This is a genomic window from Streptomyces sp. NPDC054866 (genome assembly GCF_053610745.1).
On sequence record NZ_JBSGZA010000004.1, the window covers coordinates 413,363 to 433,708 of the forward strand.

Sequence of the window (20,346 nt, forward strand, 5' to 3'; positions counted from 1 at the left end):
CGACGGCATGGCAACTCCTGACTTCATCCGCACGATCCGGGCCGACGCGGGCCACCAGCTGTTGTGGCTCCCCGGGGTCACCGCCATCGTCTTCGACGACGAGGGCAGAGTGCTCCTCGGGCGGCGCTCCGACAACGGCAAGTGGTCGGTCATCGGCGGCATCCCGGACCCGGGGGAGCAGCCCGCCGAGTGCGCCGTACGCGAGGTCTTCGAGGAGACCGCGGTGCACTGCGTGCCCGAGCGCATCGTGCTCGTCGAAGCCCTGGAGCCGGTGACCTACCCGAACGGCGACACCTGCCAGTTCATGGACATCACGCTGCGCTGCCGCGCCGTCGGCGGAGAGGCCCGCGTCAACGACGACGAGTCGCTCGAAGTGGGCTGGTTCGCGCTGGACCAGCTGCCCGACCTGCACGAGTTCGGAGTCTTCCGGATCAAGCAGGCGATGGCGGAGGAACAGCCCGCCTGGTTCGACCGCTCCTGAGCTCCGCCGGCGGCGGTATCAGCCCGCCTTGATCATGTCGGCGCACTTCTCGCCGATCATCATGGTGGTGATGCACGGGTTGACCGCCGGCAGGAACGGCATGACCGACGCGTCGGCGACACGGAGCCCGGTGACGCCCTTGACCCGCAGTTCCGGGTCGAGCGGCGAGTCCGCGTCGTCCCTCGCGCCCATCCGCACGGTGCCCGCCGGGTGGTAGACGGTGTTGTGGGTCTGGCGGATGTAGGCGAAGAGCTCGTCGTCGGTCGTGGCGTCCGGTCCCGGAGCGAGTTCGGCGCCCGCCCAGTCGGCCATCGGGGCCTGCGCCGCGATCTCCCGGGCGAGCCGGAGCCCGTACGTCATCACGCGGATGTCGTGCTCGTGCGTGAAGTAGCGCGGGTCGACCGCCGGCTTGTCCCGGAAGTCGCGGGTGCGCAGCCGGACCGTACCCATGGAGCGGGCCCGCGTGACGTTCGGGGTGAGGCAGAAGGCGTTGTCGGTGGTCGGATAGCCGCGCCGGTAGGTGTTCATGTCGAAGGGCACCGAGCCGTAGTGGAACATCAGGTCCGGGCGGTCGAGGCCCGGTTCGGTGTCCGCGAAGATGCCGATCTCCCACCACTGCGTGGAGGAGGTGACCATCGGCTGCTTCGCCTCCCACATGATCACGCCCTCGGGGTGGTCCTGGAGATGCGCGCCGACCCCGGGGGAGTCCACCCGCACCTCGACGCCGCACTCGCGCAGATGCCCGGCAGGACCGATCCCCGACAGCATCAGGAGCTTCGGCGAGTCGATGGCCCCGCAGGACACGATCACCTCGCGGCGCGCCGTGACGCTCCCGCTGTGAATGGTGTCGGGCTCCAGGTACTCGACGCCCGTACAGCGCTTGTTCTCGTCGAACAGCAACTGCCGTGCCTGCAGACCGGTGCGTACCTCAAGGTTGGGCCGCTTGCCGAGGATCGGGTGCAGATACGACACCGACGCGGACGAACGGGTGCCGTCCGGGCGGGAGTTGATCTGGAACCAGTGGGCGCCCCGCACCACCGTCTTGCCGGTGTTGAACGGCGTCGTGGGGATGTCCGCCGCCGCGCACGCCTCCAACAGGGCGGTACCGCACGGGTCGTTCGGCGGGACGCTCATGATGTTCACCGGGCCCGAGCGGCCGTGGTGGTCGCCGGGCGCGTCGTTGGTCTCCAGACGCTGGTAGAGCGGGTAGCAGTCCGCCGCGCTCCAGCCCGTGCAGCCCAGCGAGCCCCACTCGTCGAGGTCCTCGGCAGGGGCCCAGAAAGCGATGCAGGAGTTGTGCGAGGAGCAGCCGCCGAGCACCTTGGCGCGGGCGTGCCGCATGAAGCTGTTGCCGTTCTCCTGCGGCTCCACCGGGTAGTCCCAGTCGTAGCCGGACTCCAACAGGGCCATCCACCGGTCCAGTTGGAGGATGTTGTCGTCGCCGACGTCCGAAGGCCCGGCCTCAAGGACGCAGACGCTGACGTCCGGGTCCTCGGTCAGCCGCGCGGCGACGACGGCGCCTGCCGTACCGCCGCCGACCACCACGTAGTCGAACTCGGCCTTGGGACTCTCAGCGGGCATGACGACTCCAGATCAGAGGGGTTCAGGGTGCGGCCGGCGGTGGCGGGGGAGACGTGGGGTCGACGGCCTCTTCGAAGCGGTGCTCGGCGAGGACGCCGGTCTTGTGCCGCTGCACGAACCAGTAGTAGGCGAAGCCGCCGAGGGCGACGATGCCGATGAAGAGGAACGCGCCCCAGCGCAGGTACCAGTGCTGAGGTCCTGTCGCGTTGTAGACCTCCGCGCGGGGCCAGGCCAGGTTGAGGGACATGGCAGCGCCCCAGAGCACGGCGATGATGTTGATGGGCAGGCCCCACCGGCCGAGCGAGAACTTCCCCTCGGCGGGCGTCCACTCGCCGCGCAGCCGCTTGAGCAGCATGGGCACGGTGACGAGCAGGTAGGCCACGTAGATCATGATGATCGCGATGCTCGTGATCACCGAGAAGATCTGCGGCTGGTTGATGTTGATCACCAGGATGACGACACCCACGACACCGATCAGCACGGCGGGCACCACGGGGGTCTGGAAGCGGGGGCTGACCTTGGCGAGATGCGTGCCGGCGGGCAGGTTGTTGTCCCGGGCCATGGCGAACATCAGCCGGATACCGGCGGCCTGCACGGCCAGCACACAGACGGTGATGGCGACGACCACCGCCCAGAGGAAGATCTCACCGATGGTCGAGCCGAGCGTTTCGAGCACCACGTACTGCAGTCCGCCGGTGGAGAGCTCCTCGGCGTGCAGGTCCGGCACCGCGAGCAGGGCGAACAGCAGGATGAACGCGCCGATGGTGAAGGAGGCGATGAGGGCACGCAGGATGGCGCGGGGCGCGTTGCGGCCCGGATTGTGCGACTCCTCGCCGAGCGAAGAAGCCGTGTCGAAGCCGTACATCACATAGGCGGAGGCCAGCGACGCGGTCAGGAAGGCGCCGAAGTACCCGAGCGTCTGGCCGCTGCCGAGGCCGTTCGTCTCGGTGAGGGCGCTGCTGGGACCACGGGTGATGTGCGCCGCCAGGAAGATGATCAGCGCGACCGCGGCGATCAGCTCGATGAACACACCCGCCGAGTTGATCCGGGCCATGAGCTTTACCCCGAAGGCGTTCACCGCGGTGGAGAACAGGATGAGGACCGTACCGAGGAGCACGGCGTTGGCCGCCGCGTCGTTCTTGCCGCTGCCGTCACCCACGAACTGGAACCAGTCTGAGATCTGCGGCAGCGTGATCTGGTAGGCGAGCGCCACGGCGGAGAGCGTGACCATGGTGGCCGTCATCATCATCCAGCCGCCGAGCCAGCCGACGTGCGGACCGCCCATCTTCTTGGCCCAGTTGTAGATGGAACCGGCGACCGGATACCGGGCGGCGAGCTCGCAGAAGCAGAGGGCCACCATCAACTGGCCGACGAAGACCATCGGCCACGACCACCAGTAGGCGGGGCCGCCGAAGCTGACGCCGAAGTAGAACAGCTGGAAGGTGCCGGTCAGGATCGAGATGTAGCTGATCCCCGCGGCGAAGGTGTGGAAGTTGCCGAGGGTGCGCTTGAGCTCGGGGCGGTAACCGAGCTCGCCCAGGGCGTCGTCGTCATCCTGGCTCTGGGACCTCGCCGGAGCGGTGGGGTCCGGTCCTGGGCCGTTGTCCGTACTCATTCGAACCACCTCTGCGGGGTCGGCGCGAGGTTGCGCCAGATGTGTTTGGCCTCTTGGTACTCGGCAAGGCCCGCCGGGCCCAGTTCGCGGCCGAAGCCGGACTGTTTCATGCCGCCCCACTCCGCCTGCGGCACGTAGGGATGGAAGTCGTTGATCCACACCGTCCCGGCGCGCATCCGGGACGCCACGCGGTGCGCCTTGCCGGTGTCCTGCGACCAGACGGCTCCCGCGAGTCCGTAGACGGTGTCGTTGGCGAGCGCGACCGCCTCGTCCTCGTCCCGGAACCGCTCGACGGTGAGCACAGGGCCGAACGACTCGTCGGTGACCACCGACATGCCGGGGGTGCACTCGTCGAGCACCGTCGGCGGGTAGTAGTAGCCGTCCCTCAGCGCCGGGGCGTCGGGGCGTGCGCCGCCGCAGCGCAGCACCGCACCCTCGGCGATGCCGGCCGCCACGTACGCCTCGACCTTGTCGCGGTGCGCGGCGGAGATCAGCGGACCCGTGCGGGCGTTGAGATCGAAGGGGCCGCCGAGCCGGATCTGCTGCGCCCGCTCGACCACGGTGTCCACGAACGTGTCGTGCAGTTCGTCCTGGACGAGGAGCCGGGCCCCGGCCGAACAGACCTGGCCCGAGTGCAGGAAGATCGCCATCAGGGCGTAGTCGACCGCCGCCTCGAAGTCGGCGTCGGCGAAGACGATGTTCGGGTTCTTGCCCCCCAGCTCCAGGGCGACCTTCTTCACCGTGGGGGCCGCGGCGGCCATGATGCGCCGCCCGGTCACGAGCCCGCCGGTGAACGACACCATGTCGACCCGCGGGTCCTCGCTGAGCGGCGCGCCCGCGGTGGGGCCCGCGCCGAGGATCAGATTGGCGGCCCCGCCGGGCAGTCCGGCCTCGGTCAGCAGGCGCATCAGGATGATGGACGTGTGCGGGGTCAGCTCGCTGGGCTTGAGGACGAAGGTGTTGCCCGCGCCGAGCGCCGGGGCGACCTTCCAGGCGGTCTGCAGCAGCGGATAGTTCCACGGCGTGATCAGCGCACATACCCCGACCGGCTCGTGCACCACCCGGCTGTCCACTTCCGCGCTTCCGGCGTCGACGATCCGGTCGGTGCCGCCCGCCGCCGTCAGGTTGCCGAAGTAGCGGAAGCAGTTCGCGATGTCGTCCATGTCGTACTCGCTCTCCACGAGCCGCTTCCCGGTGTCCAGGGATTCGGCGCGGGCGAGCGCGTCCTTGTCGCGTTCGAGCAGGTCGGCCACGCGCAGCAGCAGGCGGCCGCGTTCGGCCGCCGGGGTGCCGGGCCAAGGGCCGCTGTCGAAGGCCTCACGGGCGGCGGCGATCGCCGCGGCGGCGTCCTTCGGTCCGGCTTCGTCGACGGTCGCGACCAGGGTGTTGTCCGCCGGGCAGCGGATCTCACGTACCTGCCCGTCCACGGCAGTGGTCCATGTTCCGCCGATGAACAGCTCCGGCATGACGGCTCCTCGGGGGGTGGGATGCGCGGGTGCTCCACGAAAGGACGGTAAGGAGAAAGGGCCGCGTCCGCACTACATGAGCCGCTATTCGGCGCAGTGGTCTCGCTCCGTCCCCGCTGGATCAGGCGTCCCCGAAGATCGTGTGCGCGTCACTCGGTTAGCCTGAAGGCACGATGAACCGGCTGATCACGTCATGGGGCGCTTACGACCTCACACGATTTCCCGAGGACCCTCGCGACCCGCTGCGTGCCTGGTCCGCCGCCGACGCCTACCTTCTGCGGCATCTCGCGGGCGAGGCGGGGCCTGCGGGTGAGACGGGTGAGGCGGCGAAGCCCGTCGACCTCTCCGGCACCGTGGTCGTCGTCGGTGACCGCTGGGGTGCGCTGACCACCGCGCTCGCCGAGCACCGGCCGACGCTGATCACCGACTCGTTCCTCGCGCGGGAGGCGACGCGGGCCAACGTGGCACGCGCCGGGTTCGCGCCTGACGCGGTGCGGCTCTCGACGACGGATGACGCGCCGCCGAGCCGGATCGACGTACTCCTGGTGCGCGTGCCGAAGAGCCTCGCGCTCCTGGAGGACCAGCTGCACCGGCTCGCGCCCGCGCTGCACGCGGGCACGGTCGTCGTCGGCACCGGAATGGTCACCGAGATCCACACCTCGACGCTCGACCTCTTCGAGCGGATCATCGGCCCTACGCGGACGTCGCTCGCCCGGCAGAAGGCACGGCTCATCTTCAGCACGCCGGACCCGGAACGCGACGCGGGGCCCAGCCCCTGGCCCCGCAGCTACGTCCTCGACGCCGACTCCGGAGCGGGTTCCGGGCTGACGGCCGTCAACCACGCCGGGGTGTTCTGCGCCGAACGTCTCGACATCGGCACCCGCTTCTTCCTGCGCCATCTGCCGACCGGCAGGGGCGCTTCGGGGGGCGCCGAGGGGGGTGCTCCGGGGGGCGCCCCGCACATTGTGGACCTGGGCTGCGGCAACGGCGTGCTCGGCACGGCCGCCGCCGTCGCCGACCCCGAGGCCACGGTCACCTTCATCGACGAGTCGTACCCCGCCGTCGCCTCGGCGGAGGCCACCTTCCGGGCGAACGCCGCCCCGTCCACCCGGGCGGAGTTCATCGCGGGTGACGCGCTGTCCGCCGTACCCGCGGGATCGGTGGACCTCGTACTGAACAACCCGCCCTTCCACAGCCACCAGGCGACCACCGGCGCGACCGCCTGGCGGATGTTCGCCGGAGCACGCGCGGCCCTGCGTCCGGGCGGCGAGCTGTGGGTCGTCGGTAACCGCCACCTCGGGTACCACGTGAAGCTGCGCAGGCTCTTCGGCAACTCCCAAGTCGTCGCGTCCGACCCGAAGTTCGTGGTCCTGCGGGCGGTCAAGCGCGACCGCTGACGTTGCGTCAGGTACTGCGGCGCCTCAGGAGTCGCAGCGCCTCAGGCGTCGAAGGCGGTGGCCCGGGTGATCTTCTCCCAGGTGGCGATCTCCGCGCGGACCGAGTCGAGGTGACCGACGACCGCGTCCACGGCGTCATCACCCAGCGGCAGCCGCAGCGGAGTCTCCTCGGCGTCCAGCGCGGTGATGATCGCGGCGGCGGCCTTCGCCGGGTCGCCCGGCTGCTCACCGTCGCCGCCCGCGACCATCGCGCGGGTGGCGCCCGCCGTCGGCGCGTAGTCCGGGATCTCGACGGGGCTCGCGCTGGTGTTGCCGAACAGGCTCGTCCGGAACGCGCCGGGCTCCACGACCAGGACCTTGATGCCGAGCGGCCCCACCTCGGCGGCCAGCGCCTCCGACATCCCCTCAAGGGCGAACTTCGTGCCGCTGTACGCCGAGAACCCCGCGAAGGACATCTGCCCGCCCATGCTGCTCATCTGCACGATCGCTCCCGAGCGCCGCGCCCGCATGTGCGGAAGGACGGCGCGGGTCAGCGCGGCCGGGCCGAAGACGTGCACGTCGAACAGGGCGCGCAGCTCGGCATCCGAGTCCTCCTCCAGGGCGCCGACGTGGCTGCGGCCCGCGTTGTTCACCAGGACGTCGATGCGGCCGTGCCGGTCGGTGACGTCGCGCACGGCGGCCGCGATGCCGGCCGTGTCCGTCACGTCCAGGGTGAGGGCCTCGACCTGGTCGGGGTGGGCCGCGACCAGGTCGTCCAGGGACGACGTGTTACGTGCGGTGGCCACGACCACGCCCCCGGCGGCGACGGCCGCCTCGGTGATCGCCCGGCCGAAGCCGCTGTTCGCACCCGTCACGAGCCATACCTTCGTCATCACGAACTCCCTTGTGGTAGCGGCCGGTTCGTGCGTCCCCGGCTGTGTGGATCATCCTGCGGCGGAATCTGGTGGCCCGTCCAAGACCTGACGTGATAGCTGATGGTTATGGACCTTCACGGCAGGGACGTGCACAGCAGGGATCTGCGCTACTTCGTCGCGGTGGCGCGGGAGTTGCACTTCACGCGGGCCGCCGAGCGGCTCTTCGTCTCGCAGCCCGCGCTGAGCAAGCAGATACGGGCGCTGGAACGGCAGCTGGGCGCCGAGCTGTTCGTGCGGGACCACCGCGGCGTGCGGCTCACCTCCGTGGGCACCGCGCTCCTGTCGCACGCACAACAGGTGCTTGAACGCTGGCAGTCGGCGGTCGACGCGGTGGAGCGCGCGAAGACCGAGGAGCGTGCGACGCTCTCCGTGGGCATGAGCACGCGACCGGCCCGCGGCGGAATCCTCCCGGCGGTGCGGTCCCGCTTCGCCGAAGCTCAACCAGAGGCCACGATCCGGCTGCGGCAGGTGAGTTGGGAGGACGCGAGCGCGGGACTCGCGGACGGCACCGCGGACGTGGCCTTCATCTGGCTGCCGCTGCCCGACCAGGACCGCTACGGCTGGGTGGTGGTCGCCGAGGAGCCGCGTCATGTCGCGCTTCCCATGACGCACCGCCTCGCGGGGCGGGATGAGGTCGACTTCGCCGACCTCATCGACGAACCGTTCCTCGCGCTGCCCGGAAGCGCGGGCGCGCTGCGGGACTACTGGCTCGCGCTGGACGCCCGCGCGGGCAGCCCGCCCCGCATCGGCGCGGAGATCGCCAGTACCGACGAGACGTACGAGGCGCTGGTGGACGGCCGAGGCGTCTGCCTGGTCGCCGCGGGCAACGCGCCCCTGATCACGCTTGGCGGTGTCGTCACGCGCCCGGTCCGAGGCATCACGCCCAGCCGGTTCGCCCTGGCCTGGCGCGCGGGCGAGGACCGCCGCCCGCTGGTGAGCGCGTACATCAAGGCGTGCGGGGATGCGCTGGGGAGTGCGGACTGAGAGCTCGCGGAGGGGCTCGGCGGGAGCCCGGAGGCCTATCTCGTCGCAACCGTTGACCTTGCCCCAACACCCCCTTACCGTTTCGGCGTTCGGAGTATCAGATGGCGTTCGAAATCACGAACGCCGACGTGAGGGGACGCTCGCACCATGGAGCGCACAGTGCTCAAGAAGACCGCGTGGCGGCTGCTGCCGTTCCTCGGCCTGCTGTATGTGATCGCCTACATCGACCGCTCGAACGTCGGGTTCGCGAAACTGGAGCTCCAGGCCGAACTGGGCGTCAGTGCCACGGCGTTCACCCTCGGCCAGGTCTTCTTCTTCACTGCGTACGCCCTCTTCGAGGTGCCGAGCAACCTCATGCTGCACCGCGTCGGCGCGCACCGCTGGATCGCGCGGATCCTGCTGACCTGGGGCCTTGTCACCATCGCCACAATCCTCGTGCAGAGCACCTGGCAGTTCTACCTGGCCCGGTTCGCGCTCGGCGCCGCCGAGGCCGGATTCTTCCCCGGAGTGCTCTACTACCTCTCCCGCTGGTTCCCCGGCAGCCACCGGGGCCGCGCCATCGGCGCGTTCATGCTCGCCGCGCCCGTTTCGTTCATCGTCGGCAACCCGCTGATGGGCGCCCTGATGGACCTCGACGGGACCTGGGGCCTGACCGGCTGGCAGTGGGTCTTCCTGGCCACCGGCATCCCGGCCGTGCTCATCGCCCCGGTCGTGCTCGCCCGGCTGCCCGCGGGACCGGAGCAGGCGCGCTGGCTCGCCGCCGATGAGCGCCGGTGGCTCACCGATGCCCTCGCCGCCGACCGTGCGGAGGCGGGCGAACAGCCGGGGCACGCGCTCGCGGTCCTGCGCGACCGACGCGTCCTGACCGCGGCCGTCTTCTTCCTCGCCTTCCCCCTCTCCACCTACGGCCTGTCCTTCTGGCTGCCCACGATCATCGACGGCTTCGGCGACCTGACGAGCACCGAGGTCGGCTTCGTCTCCGCCATCCCGTACGTCTGTGTCGCCGCCGGACTCGTCGTCGTACCCCGCCTGGTGGCGCGCCGCGACACCCCGTATCTGTGGACCGCGGCGATGCTCGCCCTGACCGTCGCCGGGTTCACCGTCACCGCGCTCTTCGGCTCACCCGTCGTGCAGATGCTCGGCCTGTGCGCGGCCGCCGTGGGCGGATATGCGGCGCAGCCCGCGTTCTGGGCGCTGATCCCGCGCTTCCTGACGGGCGCCGCCGCGGCCGCCGGAATCGCCGCGGTCAACGCGGTCGGCAACCTCGGCGGCGGCTTCGGCCCGCTCGGCATCGCGGCGGTCGTCGACTCGACGGGCAGCGCGCTGACCGGCCTGCTGTTCCTCCTCGCGGTCGCCGTGCTCGGCCTGCTCGCCGTCCCCCTGCTGCGGCGCGTGCTGAGCACACCTCCCGCGCCTCCGTCCGTTCCGATCCCCGAGACGCAGTCAGCAGCGGAGAAGTCCACCCCGTAAACAGATCAGCCCCATCTACCTACCGAGGGAGCCACATGAGCCACAGCGAAGTACCCAGTCGCAGAACCGTGTTGAGAGGAACGCTGGCCGCCGGCGCTCTCGCCGCCGCACCGGCCATCGCCCAGGCGGCGCCCGCCCACGCCGCGTCCCGGGCGGCCGCCGCCTACCGCAACCCGCTCGTCGAGCAGCGCGCCGACCCGCACATCCGCCGCCACACCGACGGTCACTACTACTTCACGGCGACCTCACCCGAGTACGACCGCATCATCCTGCGCCGCTCCCGCACCCTGCGCGGCCTGACGCGGGCGGACGAGTCCGTCATCTGGCGGCGGCACACGAGCGGTGACATGGCCTCGCACATCTGGGCGCCGGAACTCCACCACATCAACGGCAAGTGGTACATCTACTTCGCCGCGGCCCCCGCCGACGACGTGTGGAAGATCCGCATCTGGGTCCTGGAGAACGCCAACGCCAATCCTTTCAAGGGGAGTTGGACGGAGAAGGGGCAGCTCACCACGGCCTGGGACACCTTCTCCCTGGACGCCACCACCTTCACCCACCGCGGCAGCCGCTACCTGGCCTGGGCGCAGTACGAGCCCGGCATGGACAACAACACCGGCGTCTTCCTGTCCCGCATGTCCAGCCCCTGGACCCTGACGGGACCTCAGATACGCCTGACCACACCCGAGTACGACTGGGAGTGCGTCGGCTTCAAGGTGAACGAAGGACCCTCCGTCATCCAGCGCAACGGCCGCGTCTTCCTGTCGTACTCGGCGTCCGCGACCGATTTCAACTACTGCCTGGGACTGCTCACCGCCGACACCCGCAGCGACCTCATGGACCCCGCGTCCTGGTCGAAGTCGCCGACGCCCGTCTTCACCAGCAACGACACGACCAAGCAGTACGGCCCCGGCCACAACTGCTTCACCGTCGCCGAGGACGGCCGCACCGACGTCCTCGTCTACCACGCCCGCCAGTACAAGGACATCGTCGGCGACCCCCTGCACGACCCCAACCGCCACACCCGCATCCAGAAACTCGGCTGGAACCCGGACGGCACACCGGACTTCGGCATCCCTGTCGCGGATGCTGCCGGATCGGCGTAATCCCACTATCAGAGGGCGGCGCGCGGTGACGGTCGTCGCCCGCGACTCCGGCGACGACTCGCCGGTGGCAGGCCGCGTGCTGCTCGACGGGAGCGACGTGGGAGCCACGAACGTGTCGTTCAGGGAGCAGTACGACGCGGGCATCGTCACGTTCACCGTGCGCTGCCCGGGCTACGCCGACGCGCAGGCCGAGCTCCGCGTGCGCGAAGACCCCAAGCCGCCGGACCGGCCCGGGGACCGGTGACGACGGTGGCGGGCGGGCGAACGGGTGTCAGCGCCCCTTTCGAGCCACGTAGTAGACGTTGAGGATGTCGCCCTCCACCTGGCGGACGTCGACGTCGCCGAAACCGGCCTCGGCCAGCATGCGCAGGGCGGTCTGCCTGCCCCACACCGTGCCGAGGCCGGCGCCGCCCTCGCCGAGGGAGACCGTCATGCAGTAGAAGACCGAGAAGGTGTAAAGGGTGGGGCCCAGCGGATGATCGAGGTTCTCCTCCAGCTTGCTCGACGCCGCGATGTCCCCCATCAGGAACACCCCGTCGTCGCGCAGGGCATCGGAGATCGCCGACAGAGTGCGTGCCGGGCGGGCCAGGTCATGGATCACGTCGAAGGCGGTGATCAGGTCGTAGGAGCCGCTCAGTTCGGCCGAGTCCACCACATCGAACCGGACGTTTCCAAGGCCGAGCCGCGCGGCCTCGTCGCGAGCCGCCGCAATGCCGGTCTCGGACATGTCCACGCCACGGAAGCGGCTGGCGGGAAACGCCTCGGCCAGGACGGTCACCGCATGCCCCTGCCCGGTGCCGACGTCCAGCACGTCGATGCCTTGACGCAGCCGCTCCGGGAGGCCGGGTGCCACCGGGACGATGCCGTCCACCAGGGCGGCGTCGTACACCCGCGCGGTCTCCTCGGCCTGGAGCTCCTGGAAGCGGGGATAGGACGAGTACGGCACGCCGCCGCCTTTGTGGAACGACGCGAGGACCTGATCCTCGACGATGCCCAACAGGGCGAGGTCCTGCATGAAGGACGCCATGTTGTCGGGGCCGGCGGCCCGGACGAGGGAGGCGGCATGCTCGGGCGGTAGCCAGTACGTGCCGTCTTCCGGGGCGTACTCGACGAAGCCACCCACGGTCATCCCGCCCAGCCACTCCCGTACGTAGCGCTCATGTAGGCCCGCGGCCTCGGCGATCCGCTCGCTGGTGGCCGGCGGCATGCCGGACAGCACATCGAACAGCCTCGTTCGGTGACCGAGGCTGCACAGGTATCCCAGGCAGGAGTCATTGAGCACCTCGACCATCCGCTCCGCGAACCGCTCCTGTCGTACCGGGTCGAGGTCACGTGTCTGCGCGGTCATCTCGCTCCCCATCCTTCGGCCCGGGAGCGGCGGGCGGGGCGCTCTGCCACAGCTGGCCGAATTGGCCGATTTGTTACAATTTTACGTCGGAACTCCGAGGATGTCCCGGAGTGGCCGCGGGTCGCCGTGGGCCGTCATGGAAACGGGTCATCGAAGAAAGGGCCGCACGAAAGAGCGCACGAAGGCATTGCGGAACTTCCCTTGCGGGTCGAGGCGTTGGGCCAAGGCCGCGAACTCCGCCGCGTGCGGATAGCGGACGCCCAGCTCGGCGGGATCGGCGGCGAACACCTTGCCCCAGTGCGGCCGGGGCCCGAACTGCGCCAGGCGCTCCTCGACGAGCGCGATCACCGGGAGCACGGCCCCAGCGTCCGGCACCCACGTGAAGTGGAACGCCACGGTGTCCCGGCCATGAGCGGGGCTCAGCCACTGGGCGTCCGCGGCCACAGTGCGCGTCTCGCACACCTGGAGGACGGGCGCCACCTCGTCCCCGATGGCGGCCAGGGCATGCAGCGCGGCCACGGCGTGCTCGCGCGGCAGCAGATACTCCGACTGGAGTTCCGCGCCGCTGCTCGGCGTGAACTCGGCCCGGAAGTGCGGCAGCCGCTCGTGCCACGGCCCCGGAACGCCCAGCTGCTGCGTGCAGTTGACGGCGGGCATCCCCGGCACGGGGTGGCTCGGCTCCTTCACGGGCGCCGCCCACGGGAAGTCGACCGGGGCGTCGCCGCGCTGCTTGAGCCACACCTGGTTGAAGCGCGGTCCACGCCAGTCCGTGAAGAGACTGACGCTGTACGCCGCCGCTGCCACCGCCTCGAAGTCCAGGCCTGTCAGCGGGAGTTCGCCGTACACGTGCTGGCTCACCGTGTAGGACGGCTCCAGGTCGAGAGTGAGGGCCAGGACCACGCCGAGTGCGCCGAGCGAGACCACGACGCCGTCGAAACCGTCGTCGCCGCGGTTCAGTACGCGGGTCTCCCCGTCGGCGGTCACCAGCTCCACCGTGCGCACGACCTCCGCGAGCGACTGGTTGCCGTTGCCCGAGCCGTGCGTTCCGGTGGCGACCGAACCGGCCACCGAGATGTGCGGCAGCGAGGCCATGTTGGGCAACGCGAGCCCGAACGACGCGACGTGCCGGGCGAGTTCGGCGTACCGCACGCCGCCTGATACGCGCACGGTGCGCGCCGCGGTGTCGACGTCGATGGACGGATCGAGAGCGGAGAGCGAGAGAAGGGCCGTGTCCGCTCCGTCGCCGTCCACATCGGCGATCCGGTTGAAGGAGTGGCCGCTGCCGAGCACCCGCACCTGCCGGCTGCCCGCGACGAGCGCCCGCAGGGCGGACGGCGACGCGGGCCGGTGCAGCTCACGGGCCGAGAAGGTGATGTTCCCGGCCCAGTTGGTCACGGCACCGTCCCGGCCGGTGGCCAAGGTGTCGTCAGTCATGTTCGGGTCCCTCCCTCACGGCCGCGGGGGAGTGAGCCCTGCGCGGCCTCGTCCTCGTACGTACGTCTACGTACGTCTACGTACGTCAGGGTCCATGCACGTCAGGCCGAACCCCGTATCACCAGCTCCGTCGGCAGGATGACCGCGGCCGGGTCCTCGCCGCCGAGCTGGGCGAGCAGCACCCGCACCATCTCGGCGCTGATGCGGTCCCAGGGCTGGCGGACCGTCGTCAGCTCGGGGCGGGCGGTCAGCGCGGCGGGCGAGTCGTCGAAACCGCCGACCGCGATGTCCTCCGGGACGCGGCGGCCCGCGCGGTGGAGGGCGGTGAGGACACCCTGCGCCATGAGGTCGGAGGCGACGAAGACGGCGTCCAGGTCGGGAGCCTGGTCCAGGAGACGGGTCGCCGCGGCCTCGCCGCCCGCCCGGCTGTAGTCGCCGGACACGACGAGCCGCTCGTCGACCGCGATCCCCGCCTCGGTGAGGATCTCCCGGTACCCCGCGAGCCGGTCCACACCGCCGGGGGTGTCGAGCGGCCCGGTCACCGTGCCGACGCGGCGCCGCCCGAGGGAGAGCAGATGGCGCACCATGTCGCGGGCGCCGTCCCGGTCGTCCGCGGCGACATAGCTCACCTTGGACGCCTGGCCGATCGGCTTCCCGCACGCCACCAGCGGGACCCCGGCATCCCGCAGCTCGTCCGCGACGGGGTCACCGGAGTGGCTGGAGACCAGGAGCACCCCGTCGACATGGCCCGCGGTGATGTAGCGCATGATGCGCCGCCGCTCGTCCGGGGTGCCCGCCAGCATCAGGAGCAGCGGGATGTCGTGCGCGGCGAGCGCCTGCGTGCAACCCCGCAGCAGGACATTGAAGTTGGGGTCCTCGAAGAAGCGCTCCTGCGGTTCGGTGAGGAGGAAGCCCACCGAGTCGGAGCGGCCGGTGATCAGCGAGCGGGCGTGCCGGTTGACGACGTAACCGGTCTTGCGGATGGCCGCGTTGACGGCTTCCTGGGCGGAAGGGCTCACATAGTGGCCGCCGTTGAGGACGCGGGACACCGTGCCGCGCGAGACGCCGGCCTCGCGGGCCACGTCGTGGATCGTCGGCGGCCTGCGCCTGCCCCCCGTTGCGTTCATGGTCACGACTTTACGGCTCCGGACAGCAGGTCGAGGCTCCAGAAGCGCTGGATGACCAGGAAGAGGGCGATGAGCGGTACGACGGCGAGCAGGGCCCCGGTGATCACGAGGGTGTAGAGCGCGGGGGTGTTGGAGCCCTGTTCCAGGAGCGTGAACAGGCCCAGCGTGATGGGGAACTTCTCGTCGTCGCTGAGCATGATGTAGGGGAGCAGGAAGTTGTTCCACACGGCCACGAACTGGAAGAGGAACACCGTCACGAGGCCGGGCACCATCATCGGCAGCGCGATCCGCGTGAAGATCCGCCACTCGCTCGCGCCGTCCATCCGTCCCGCCTCCACGACATCACCGGGCACCGCAGAGGCGGCGTAGATCCGGGCGAGGTACACGCCGTAGGGGGAGAGGATCAGTGGCATCAGGACCGAGGCGTACGAATCGGTGAGATCGGCCTTCGCGAGGAGGAGGTACTGCGGGACGGCCAGGATCACCGGGGGCATCAGGACGCCCGCCAAGAGGATGTTGAACACGGTCTCGCGGCCGCGGAAACGGTAGATCGCGAGGGCGTAGCCGCTGACCGCGGAGACGGCCGTGGACAGGAGCGCGCCGAGCCCCGCGTAGAGGGCCGAGTTGCCCATCCACCGCCAGTAGATTCCCTCGCGGTAGGCGGACAGGTCCGTGACGTTGTCGGCGAAGCCGCTGCCGGGCCAGAACGTGAACGTGGAGAACAGCTCGCGGCCCGACTTGGTGGAGGCGATCACCACCCAGAGCACGGGCAGCAGGCAGTACAGCGCGCCGAGCAGCAGCACGGCCGTCGGCAGTACGGCGATCCGGCGGGGCGCGGGCGGGCCCTGGGCGGTGCCGGGGGTCGTGCCCGCGGCGGGTGCGGCCTTGCGGAGCGCGGACTTGCGGACGGCGAGCGAGCGCGGCGAACTCATCGGGCCGCCTCCTTCTTCGTACGGGAGTTCGCGGCGCGCAGGAACCCGAAGGACAGGACGAGCGTGACGACGGCGATGATCACCGCGGTCGCGGCCGCCGAGTTGATGTCACCCTTGCCGAAGGCGTCCTGGTACACCTTCATCAGCGGACTCCAGGTGGTGGAGACGGAGTTGGTGAGCGGCTTGAGGGTGGTGGGCTCGCTGAACACCTGGAGCGTCGCGATGATCGAGAAGAAGAACGTGAGCACCAGCGAGGGCGCCACCATCGGGATCTTGATCCGCAGCGCGATCTGAAGCTGTGAGCAGCCGTCCAGCTTCGCCGCCTCGTGGACCTCGGCGGGGATGGCCCGCAGCGAGGTGTAGATGACGATCATGTTGAAGCCGGCGCCGCCCCAGACCGCGATGTTCGAGAGCGCGAGGTAGAGCGGGCCTCCGTCGAGCAGGTCGGGCTGTGGCAGGCCCAGCTTGTCGAGGACGAAGTAGAAGGGGCTGACGTCCTGGAGGTAGAGGAACCCCCACAGGAGCGCGGCGATGACCCCGGGCACGGCGTACGGCAGAAAGATCGCGAGGCGCGTGAAGGGCGTCAGACGCACCCGCTCGGTGTCGAGGAGCAGCGCGAAGAGCAGGGCGAGGCCGAGCATCACCGGGATGACGATGGCGCCGTACCCGAGCACGCGCAGCGCGCCGTGCAGCAGCTCGGAGTCGGTGAGCGCGTCGGTGTAGTTGCCGATCCCGGCCCAGACCTCGCGCCGGGCGTCCTTGCCGAGGCCGAGGCCCTTCACCTCGACCTTGTGGAGGCTGAGCCAGAGCGCGTAGCCGATGGGCAGCGCGAAGAAGAGCGCGAAGAGCAGGGTTGCGGGGAGTAGAAAGGCGTACGGGGCGCTCCTCATCCCGTGCGAGGTGCGGCGGCGCGGGCGTGCGGTGGTCACGGCGCGACTCCGAAGCCCTGCTTCTTCAGGTCGGCGACGGTGGTGTCCTGCATCGTCTTCAGCGCGCCGCCGAAGTCGGACTTGTTCTTGGCGGCCGAGCCGAAGGCGTCCTTGAAGGTGGTGTACGCGACGTTCACGTTCGGTCCCCAGGCGCCGGGCGCCGCGGTCTTCGCGATCTCGGCGGCCTGCGGGTAGAAGTCCTTCTGGCCGGCGAAGAAGGCCGGGGGTTCGGCGAAGGCGCCGCTGGTCTGCGCCGAGGTGGCGGCGGGGTAGATGCCGCCTTCCTTCGCGAGTGCGTCAAGGGCCTTGGGGTCGGTGTTCAGCCAGGCGGCGAACTTGGCGGCGGCGGCCTTGTGGCCGCTGTCGGTGGTGACAGCGGTCGATGAGCCGCCCCAACTCCCGGTGGTGTTCCCGCCCTTGGACCACTGCGGCAGCGGGGCCATGGCCCACTTGCCCTTGGTGTCGGGAGCGGCGGTGGTGAGGGTGCCGGGCGCCCAGACGGCGCTGACCCAGGCGATCTGCTTGCCGGTGTTGAGGGCCTTGTTCCAGGCGGGCGTATACATCGGCTGGTTGTCGATGGCGCCCTCCTGCACGAGGCCGCCCCAGAAGTCGGCGACCTTGCGCGTGGCGCCGTCGTCGATGCCGACCTTCCACTTCTCGCCCTTGGTGGTCCACCACTTGGCGCCGGCCTGCTGGGCGAGGCCCGCGAAGAGCCCGGAGTCGTTCGCGGAGAACGTGGTGAGGTCCTTTTCCGGTGCCTTCTTCTTCAGGGCGCGGGCGGTCTTCGCGAACTCGTCCCAGGTGGCGGGGACCTTCAGGTCGTACTTCTTGAACAGGTCCGCGCGGTAGTAGAACATCATCGGCCCCGAGTCCTGCGGCACCGCGTACACCGCGTCCGAACCGAGCGTCGTCTGCTGCCAGACGCCCTCGGGGAACTCGCCCTTCACCTGGCCCACTTCACCGGATATGTCGGCGAGCGCGTCATTGCTGACCAGGGTCGGCAGCGCCTGGTACTCGGCCTGGACCAGGTCGGGGGCCTTCTTGGCCTTGTGGGCGGTGAGGATCTTGGTGACGAGAGTGTCGCCGGACGCCTGCTTCTTGACCGTGACCTTGATCTGTTCCTTCTTGCCGGGGCCCTTGTTCCACAGATCGACGACCTTGTCCATGCCGGGCGTCCACGCCCAGTACGTCAGGGAGGCGGGGCCCGATTCGTCCTGGCTCCCGCCGTCCGACGAGCCGCAGGCGGTGAGGGTGGCGGCGCCGAGGGCGAGGGCGAGCGAAGTGGCGTGGAAGCGACGGTGCTTGGTGAACGGCATGAATGGTCTCCCCTGACCGGGTGGCTGTGCCGACTGCGTCGAGCGGCCTGCCACGCATCTGTGAGCGTTCACAGTAGAGAAACATCCAGGACACTTGTCAATGGTTGTTGCTGTGCGGTTATGTTGAACTCACAGCCGCGAAAGTGTGTGTGCACGTTCCCATTTGATGTGTCCAACTGATCGATGACTCGGGAGAGATCCATGCCGGAGAACACCCCAAGGGGCCTGAGCGGGCTCGCCTTCGGCGGGGACTACAACCCCGAGCAGTGGCCGGAATCCGTCTGGCGCGAGGACATGGCGCTGATGCGCGAGGCCGGCGTCACGATGGTGAGCGTCGGGATCTTCTCCTGGGCCCTGCTCGAACCATCGCCCGGCGCCTACGACTTCGGCTGGCTCGACCGAGTCCTGGACCTCCTGCACGAGAACGGCATCCGCGCCGACCTCGGCACCCCGACGGTCGCGCCGCCCGCCTGGTTCTACCGCGCACATCCCGAAGCCCTGCCCGTCACCGCCGAAGGCGTGCGCTACGAGTTCGGCTCACGCGGCGCCATCTGCCACAGCAACGCGGCCTACCGCGAGGCGTCCGCCGCCATCACCGAGCAGCTCGCCCGCCGGTACGCAGGGCACCCCGCGCTCGCCATGTGGCACGTCCACAACGAATACGGGGTGCCGGTCTCCGCCTGCTACTGCGCGACCTGCGCCACCCACTTCCGGGCTTGGCTCCAGGCGGCGTACGGGAACGTGGAGGCGGTCAACGAGGCCTGGGGAACGACCTTTTGGGGGCAGCGGTACGGCTCCTTCGAGGAGATCGAGCCGCCGCGCGCCACACCCACGGTCGGCAACCCCGCCCAGGCCCTGGACTACCGCAGGTTCGCCGACGCGACCCTGCGCGAGAACTTCGTGCGCGAACGCGACATCCTGCACCGCCTCGCCCCCGGCGCCCCCGTCACCACCAACTTCATGACCGCGCTCAGCCAGTGCGACTCCCTCGACTACTGGGCCTGGGGCCGCGAGGTCGACCTCGTCACCAACGACCACTACCTGATCACCGACGGCCGCCGCACCCATGTCAACCTCGCCATGGCCGCCGACCTCACCCGCTCCGTCGCGGGCGGCGCCCCCTGGCTGCTCCTGGAGCACTCCACGTCGGGCGTCAACTGGCAGCCCCGCAACCCCGCGAAGGCGCCGGGGCAGATGGCCCGCAACTCCCTGGCCCATATAGCCCGCGGTTCTGAAGGCGCCCTGTTCTTCCAGTGGCGGCAGTCGCGGCGCGGGGCGGAGAAGTTCCACTCGGCGATGCTTCCGCACGCCGGAACGGACTCCCGGGTCTGGCGCGAGGTCGCCGAACTGGGTGCGTCTATAGGCGAGTTGGCGCCCCTCAAGGGCTCGCGGACCGTCGCCGACGTGGCGATGCTGTGGGACTGGCACTCCTGGTGGGCGCAGTCCCTGCAGTGGCGGCCCAGCGAGGACCACGACGCACGGGAGCGCGCCGACACGTTCTACGAGGCCCTGTACGACCGCCACCTCACCGTCGACTTCGCCCACCCCGAGGCGGACCTGTCGGCGTACCCCTTGGTCGTCGTGCCCGCGCTGTACCTGGCGACGGAGGCAGCGGCGCTCAACCTCAAGGAGTACGTGGCGCGGGGCGGCACCCTCCTCGTCTCCTACTTCTCCGGCATCGTCGACGAGCACGACGCCGTGCACCCCGGACCCTGCCCCGGTGCCCTGCGCGACGTACTCGGCCTGACCGTCGAGGAGTTCTCGCCGCTGCTCGACGGACAGACGGTGCGCATCACGGGACCCGACGGCGCCGGACTGACCGGGGACGTATGGACGGAGTTCGTCGTGCCGCGTGGCGCCGAGACCGTGTGGACGTACGCCGACGGCCTGGCCGCGGGCCTCCCCGCCGTCACCCGGAACCAGCTGGGAGAGGGCACGGCCTGGTACGTCTCCACGCGCCTGACCGCCCGCGACCTCGACGCCCTGCTGGCCACCGCCTGCGCCGACGCGGGCGTCACCGAGCGCCCCGAACTCCCGTGTGACGTCGAGGTGGTGACCCGGCGCGGCGACTCCGGCACCTATGTCTTCGCCATCAACCACACCGAGTCCGACGCCAAGGTGCCGCTCGACGCCCATGGCACCGAACTCCTCACCGGCGAGCGCGCCGGGGGCCACCTCGGAGTGCCCGCGGGCGCCGTACGGGTCGTCCGCCTCGACGGCTGACCCGAGGCCCATCTGCTCACCTC

17 protein-coding genes are annotated in these 20,346 nt (G+C 70.1%); 7 read left to right on the top strand and 10 right to left on the bottom strand.

Features of this window, described 5'->3' with window-relative positions; translation table 11 throughout:
* Positions 1–7 precede the first annotated feature (7 nt).
* Positions 8–481 (top strand): NUDIX hydrolase, encoded by a 474-nt coding sequence (locus ACWGI2_RS22635; protein ID WP_453399685.1) that lies wholly within the window; start codon positions 8–10, stop codon positions 479–481.
* A gap of 18 nt (positions 482–499) precedes the next feature.
* Here the strand turns inward: ACWGI2_RS22635 and ACWGI2_RS22640 are convergent, their stop codons facing one another.
* Genes ACWGI2_RS22640 through ACWGI2_RS22650 form a run of 3 tightly spaced genes read right to left on the bottom strand, consistent with a single transcriptional unit; the run spans position 500 to position 5,143 of the window.
* The gene (locus ACWGI2_RS22640; protein ID WP_453697208.1) at positions 500–2,062 is read right to left on the bottom strand and encodes a GMC family oxidoreductase; all 1,563 of its coding nucleotides are present in this window, start codon (positions 2,060–2,062) and stop codon (positions 500–502) included.
* A gap of 22 nt (positions 2,063–2,084) precedes the next feature.
* Complete coding sequence (locus tag ACWGI2_RS22645; RefSeq protein WP_453697210.1) at positions 2,085–3,677, bottom strand: APC family permease; 1,593 nt, start codon at positions 3,675–3,677, stop codon at positions 2,085–2,087.
* Positions 3,674–5,143, bottom strand: a complete 1,470-nt coding sequence (locus tag ACWGI2_RS22650; protein ID WP_453697212.1) for an aldehyde dehydrogenase family protein — start codon at positions 5,141–5,143, stop codon at positions 3,674–3,676. Before ACWGI2_RS22650 ends, ACWGI2_RS22645 begins: the two co-directional genes overlap by 4 nt.
* A 173-nt stretch (positions 5,144–5,316) precedes the next feature.
* On the opposite strand from ACWGI2_RS22650, the gene ACWGI2_RS22655 reads away from it, so the two are divergent.
* The gene (locus ACWGI2_RS22655) at positions 5,317–6,540 is read left to right on the top strand and encodes a methyltransferase (protein WP_453697214.1); all 1,224 of its coding nucleotides are present in this window, start codon (positions 5,317–5,319) and stop codon (positions 6,538–6,540) included.
* A 41-nt stretch (positions 6,541–6,581) separates the two neighbouring features.
* Here ACWGI2_RS22655 and ACWGI2_RS22660 read toward each other — a convergent pair whose 3' ends face one another.
* A complete protein-coding gene (locus tag ACWGI2_RS22660) occupies positions 6,582–7,412 on the bottom strand; it encodes an oxidoreductase (protein ID WP_453697216.1) in 831 nt (276 codons plus the stop codon).
* 102 nt (positions 7,413–7,514) lie between these two features.
* On the opposite strand from ACWGI2_RS22660, the gene ACWGI2_RS22665 reads away from it, so the two are divergent.
* The 4 genes from ACWGI2_RS22665 to ACWGI2_RS22680 all read left to right on the top strand — a co-directional run bounded on the left by ACWGI2_RS22665 (position 7,515) and on the right by ACWGI2_RS22680 (position 11,258).
* Positions 7,515–8,438, top strand: coding sequence for a LysR family transcriptional regulator (locus ACWGI2_RS22665; protein ID WP_453697217.1), 924 nt, complete (start codon positions 7,515–7,517; stop codon positions 8,436–8,438).
* Positions 8,439–8,585: 147 nt separating this feature from the next.
* Positions 8,586–9,908 (top strand): MFS transporter, encoded by a 1,323-nt coding sequence (locus ACWGI2_RS22670; protein WP_453697218.1) that lies wholly within the window; start codon positions 8,586–8,588, stop codon positions 9,906–9,908.
* A 35-nt stretch (positions 9,909–9,943) separates the two neighbouring features.
* Positions 9,944–11,014, top strand: a complete 1,071-nt coding sequence (locus ACWGI2_RS22675; protein WP_453697219.1) for a glycoside hydrolase family 43 protein — start codon at positions 9,944–9,946, stop codon at positions 11,012–11,014.
* A gap of 25 nt (positions 11,015–11,039) precedes the next feature.
* On the top strand, positions 11,040–11,258 hold the full coding sequence (locus tag ACWGI2_RS22680; protein WP_453697220.1) for a hypothetical protein: 219 nt from the start codon (positions 11,040–11,042) through the stop codon (positions 11,256–11,258).
* A 27-nt stretch (positions 11,259–11,285) separates the two neighbouring features.
* Here ACWGI2_RS22680 and ACWGI2_RS22685 read toward each other — a convergent pair whose 3' ends face one another.
* From ACWGI2_RS22685 to ACWGI2_RS22710, 6 genes are all read right to left on the bottom strand, one after another.
* Entirely contained in the window at positions 11,286–12,362 is a 1,077-nt protein-coding gene (locus ACWGI2_RS22685; protein ID WP_453697222.1) for a methyltransferase domain-containing protein, read from the bottom strand.
* A 147-nt stretch (positions 12,363–12,509) separates the two neighbouring features.
* Positions 12,510–13,796 carry an FAD-binding protein gene (locus ACWGI2_RS22690; protein ID WP_453697223.1) on the bottom strand — a complete coding sequence of 429 codons (1,287 nt, stop codon included), beginning with the start codon at positions 13,794–13,796 and terminating at the stop codon, positions 12,510–12,512.
* 101 nt (positions 13,797–13,897) lie between these two features.
* Positions 13,898–14,929: a LacI family DNA-binding transcriptional regulator gene (locus ACWGI2_RS22695; RefSeq protein WP_453697225.1), complete on the bottom strand. Its 1,032-nt coding sequence runs from the start codon at positions 14,927–14,929 to the stop codon at positions 13,898–13,900.
* Complete coding sequence (locus tag ACWGI2_RS22700) at positions 14,926–15,855, bottom strand: carbohydrate ABC transporter permease (protein ID WP_453697227.1); 930 nt, start codon at positions 15,853–15,855, stop codon at positions 14,926–14,928. The genes ACWGI2_RS22695 and ACWGI2_RS22700 overlap by 4 nt, the downstream gene beginning before the upstream one ends.
* A complete protein-coding gene (locus ACWGI2_RS22705) occupies positions 15,852–16,745 on the bottom strand; it encodes a carbohydrate ABC transporter permease (RefSeq protein WP_453400028.1) in 894 nt (297 codons plus the stop codon). The genes ACWGI2_RS22700 and ACWGI2_RS22705 overlap by 4 nt, the downstream gene beginning before the upstream one ends.
* 35 nt (positions 16,746–16,780) lie before the next feature.
* The gene (locus ACWGI2_RS22710) at positions 16,781–18,100 is read right to left on the bottom strand and encodes an ABC transporter substrate-binding protein (protein ID WP_453697228.1); all 1,320 of its coding nucleotides are present in this window, start codon (positions 18,098–18,100) and stop codon (positions 16,781–16,783) included.
* Between the two features lie 201 nt (positions 18,101–18,301).
* Between ACWGI2_RS22710 and ACWGI2_RS22715 the strand changes: the two genes are divergently transcribed.
* Positions 18,302–20,323 carry a beta-galactosidase gene (locus ACWGI2_RS22715; protein WP_453697230.1) on the top strand — a complete coding sequence of 674 codons (2,022 nt, stop codon included), beginning with the start codon at positions 18,302–18,304 and terminating at the stop codon, positions 20,321–20,323.
* Positions 20,324–20,346: the final 23 nt, after the last annotated feature.

Bases quoted from the DNA above. Each gene is read 5' to 3' on its own strand.
- ACWGI2_RS22635 (WP_453399685.1), top strand. From the start codon at position 8: ATGGCAACTCCTGACTTCATCCGCACGATCCGGGCCGACGCGGGCCAC.
- ACWGI2_RS22640 (WP_453697208.1), bottom strand. From the start codon at position 2,062: ATGCCCGCTGAGAGTCCCAAGGCCGAGTTCGACTACGTGGTGGTCGGC.
- ACWGI2_RS22645 (WP_453697210.1), bottom strand. From the start codon at position 3,677: ATGAGTACGGACAACGGCCCAGGACCGGACCCCACCGCTCCGGCGAGG.
- ACWGI2_RS22650 (WP_453697212.1), bottom strand. From the start codon at position 5,143: ATGCCGGAGCTGTTCATCGGCGGAACATGGACCACTGCCGTGGACGGG.
- ACWGI2_RS22655 (WP_453697214.1), top strand. From the start codon at position 5,317: ATGAACCGGCTGATCACGTCATGGGGCGCTTACGACCTCACACGATTT.
- ACWGI2_RS22660 (WP_453697216.1), bottom strand. From the start codon at position 7,412: ATGACGAAGGTATGGCTCGTGACGGGTGCGAACAGCGGCTTCGGCCGG.
- ACWGI2_RS22665 (WP_453697217.1), top strand. From the start codon at position 7,515: ATGGTTATGGACCTTCACGGCAGGGACGTGCACAGCAGGGATCTGCGC.
- ACWGI2_RS22670 (WP_453697218.1), top strand. From the start codon at position 8,586: ATGGAGCGCACAGTGCTCAAGAAGACCGCGTGGCGGCTGCTGCCGTTC.
- ACWGI2_RS22675 (WP_453697219.1), top strand. From the start codon at position 9,944: ATGAGCCACAGCGAAGTACCCAGTCGCAGAACCGTGTTGAGAGGAACG.
- ACWGI2_RS22685 (WP_453697222.1), bottom strand. From the start codon at position 12,362: ATGACCGCGCAGACACGTGACCTCGACCCGGTACGACAGGAGCGGTTC.
- ACWGI2_RS22690 (WP_453697223.1), bottom strand. From the start codon at position 13,796: ATGACTGACGACACCTTGGCCACCGGCCGGGACGGTGCCGTGACCAAC.
- ACWGI2_RS22700 (WP_453697227.1), bottom strand. From the start codon at position 15,855: ATGAGTTCGCCGCGCTCGCTCGCCGTCCGCAAGTCCGCGCTCCGCAAG.
- ACWGI2_RS22705 (WP_453400028.1), bottom strand. From the start codon at position 16,745: ATGAGGAGCGCCCCGTACGCCTTTCTACTCCCCGCAACCCTGCTCTTC.
- ACWGI2_RS22710 (WP_453697228.1), bottom strand. From the start codon at position 18,100: ATGCCGTTCACCAAGCACCGTCGCTTCCACGCCACTTCGCTCGCCCTC.
- ACWGI2_RS22715 (WP_453697230.1), top strand. From the start codon at position 18,302: ATGCCGGAGAACACCCCAAGGGGCCTGAGCGGGCTCGCCTTCGGCGGG.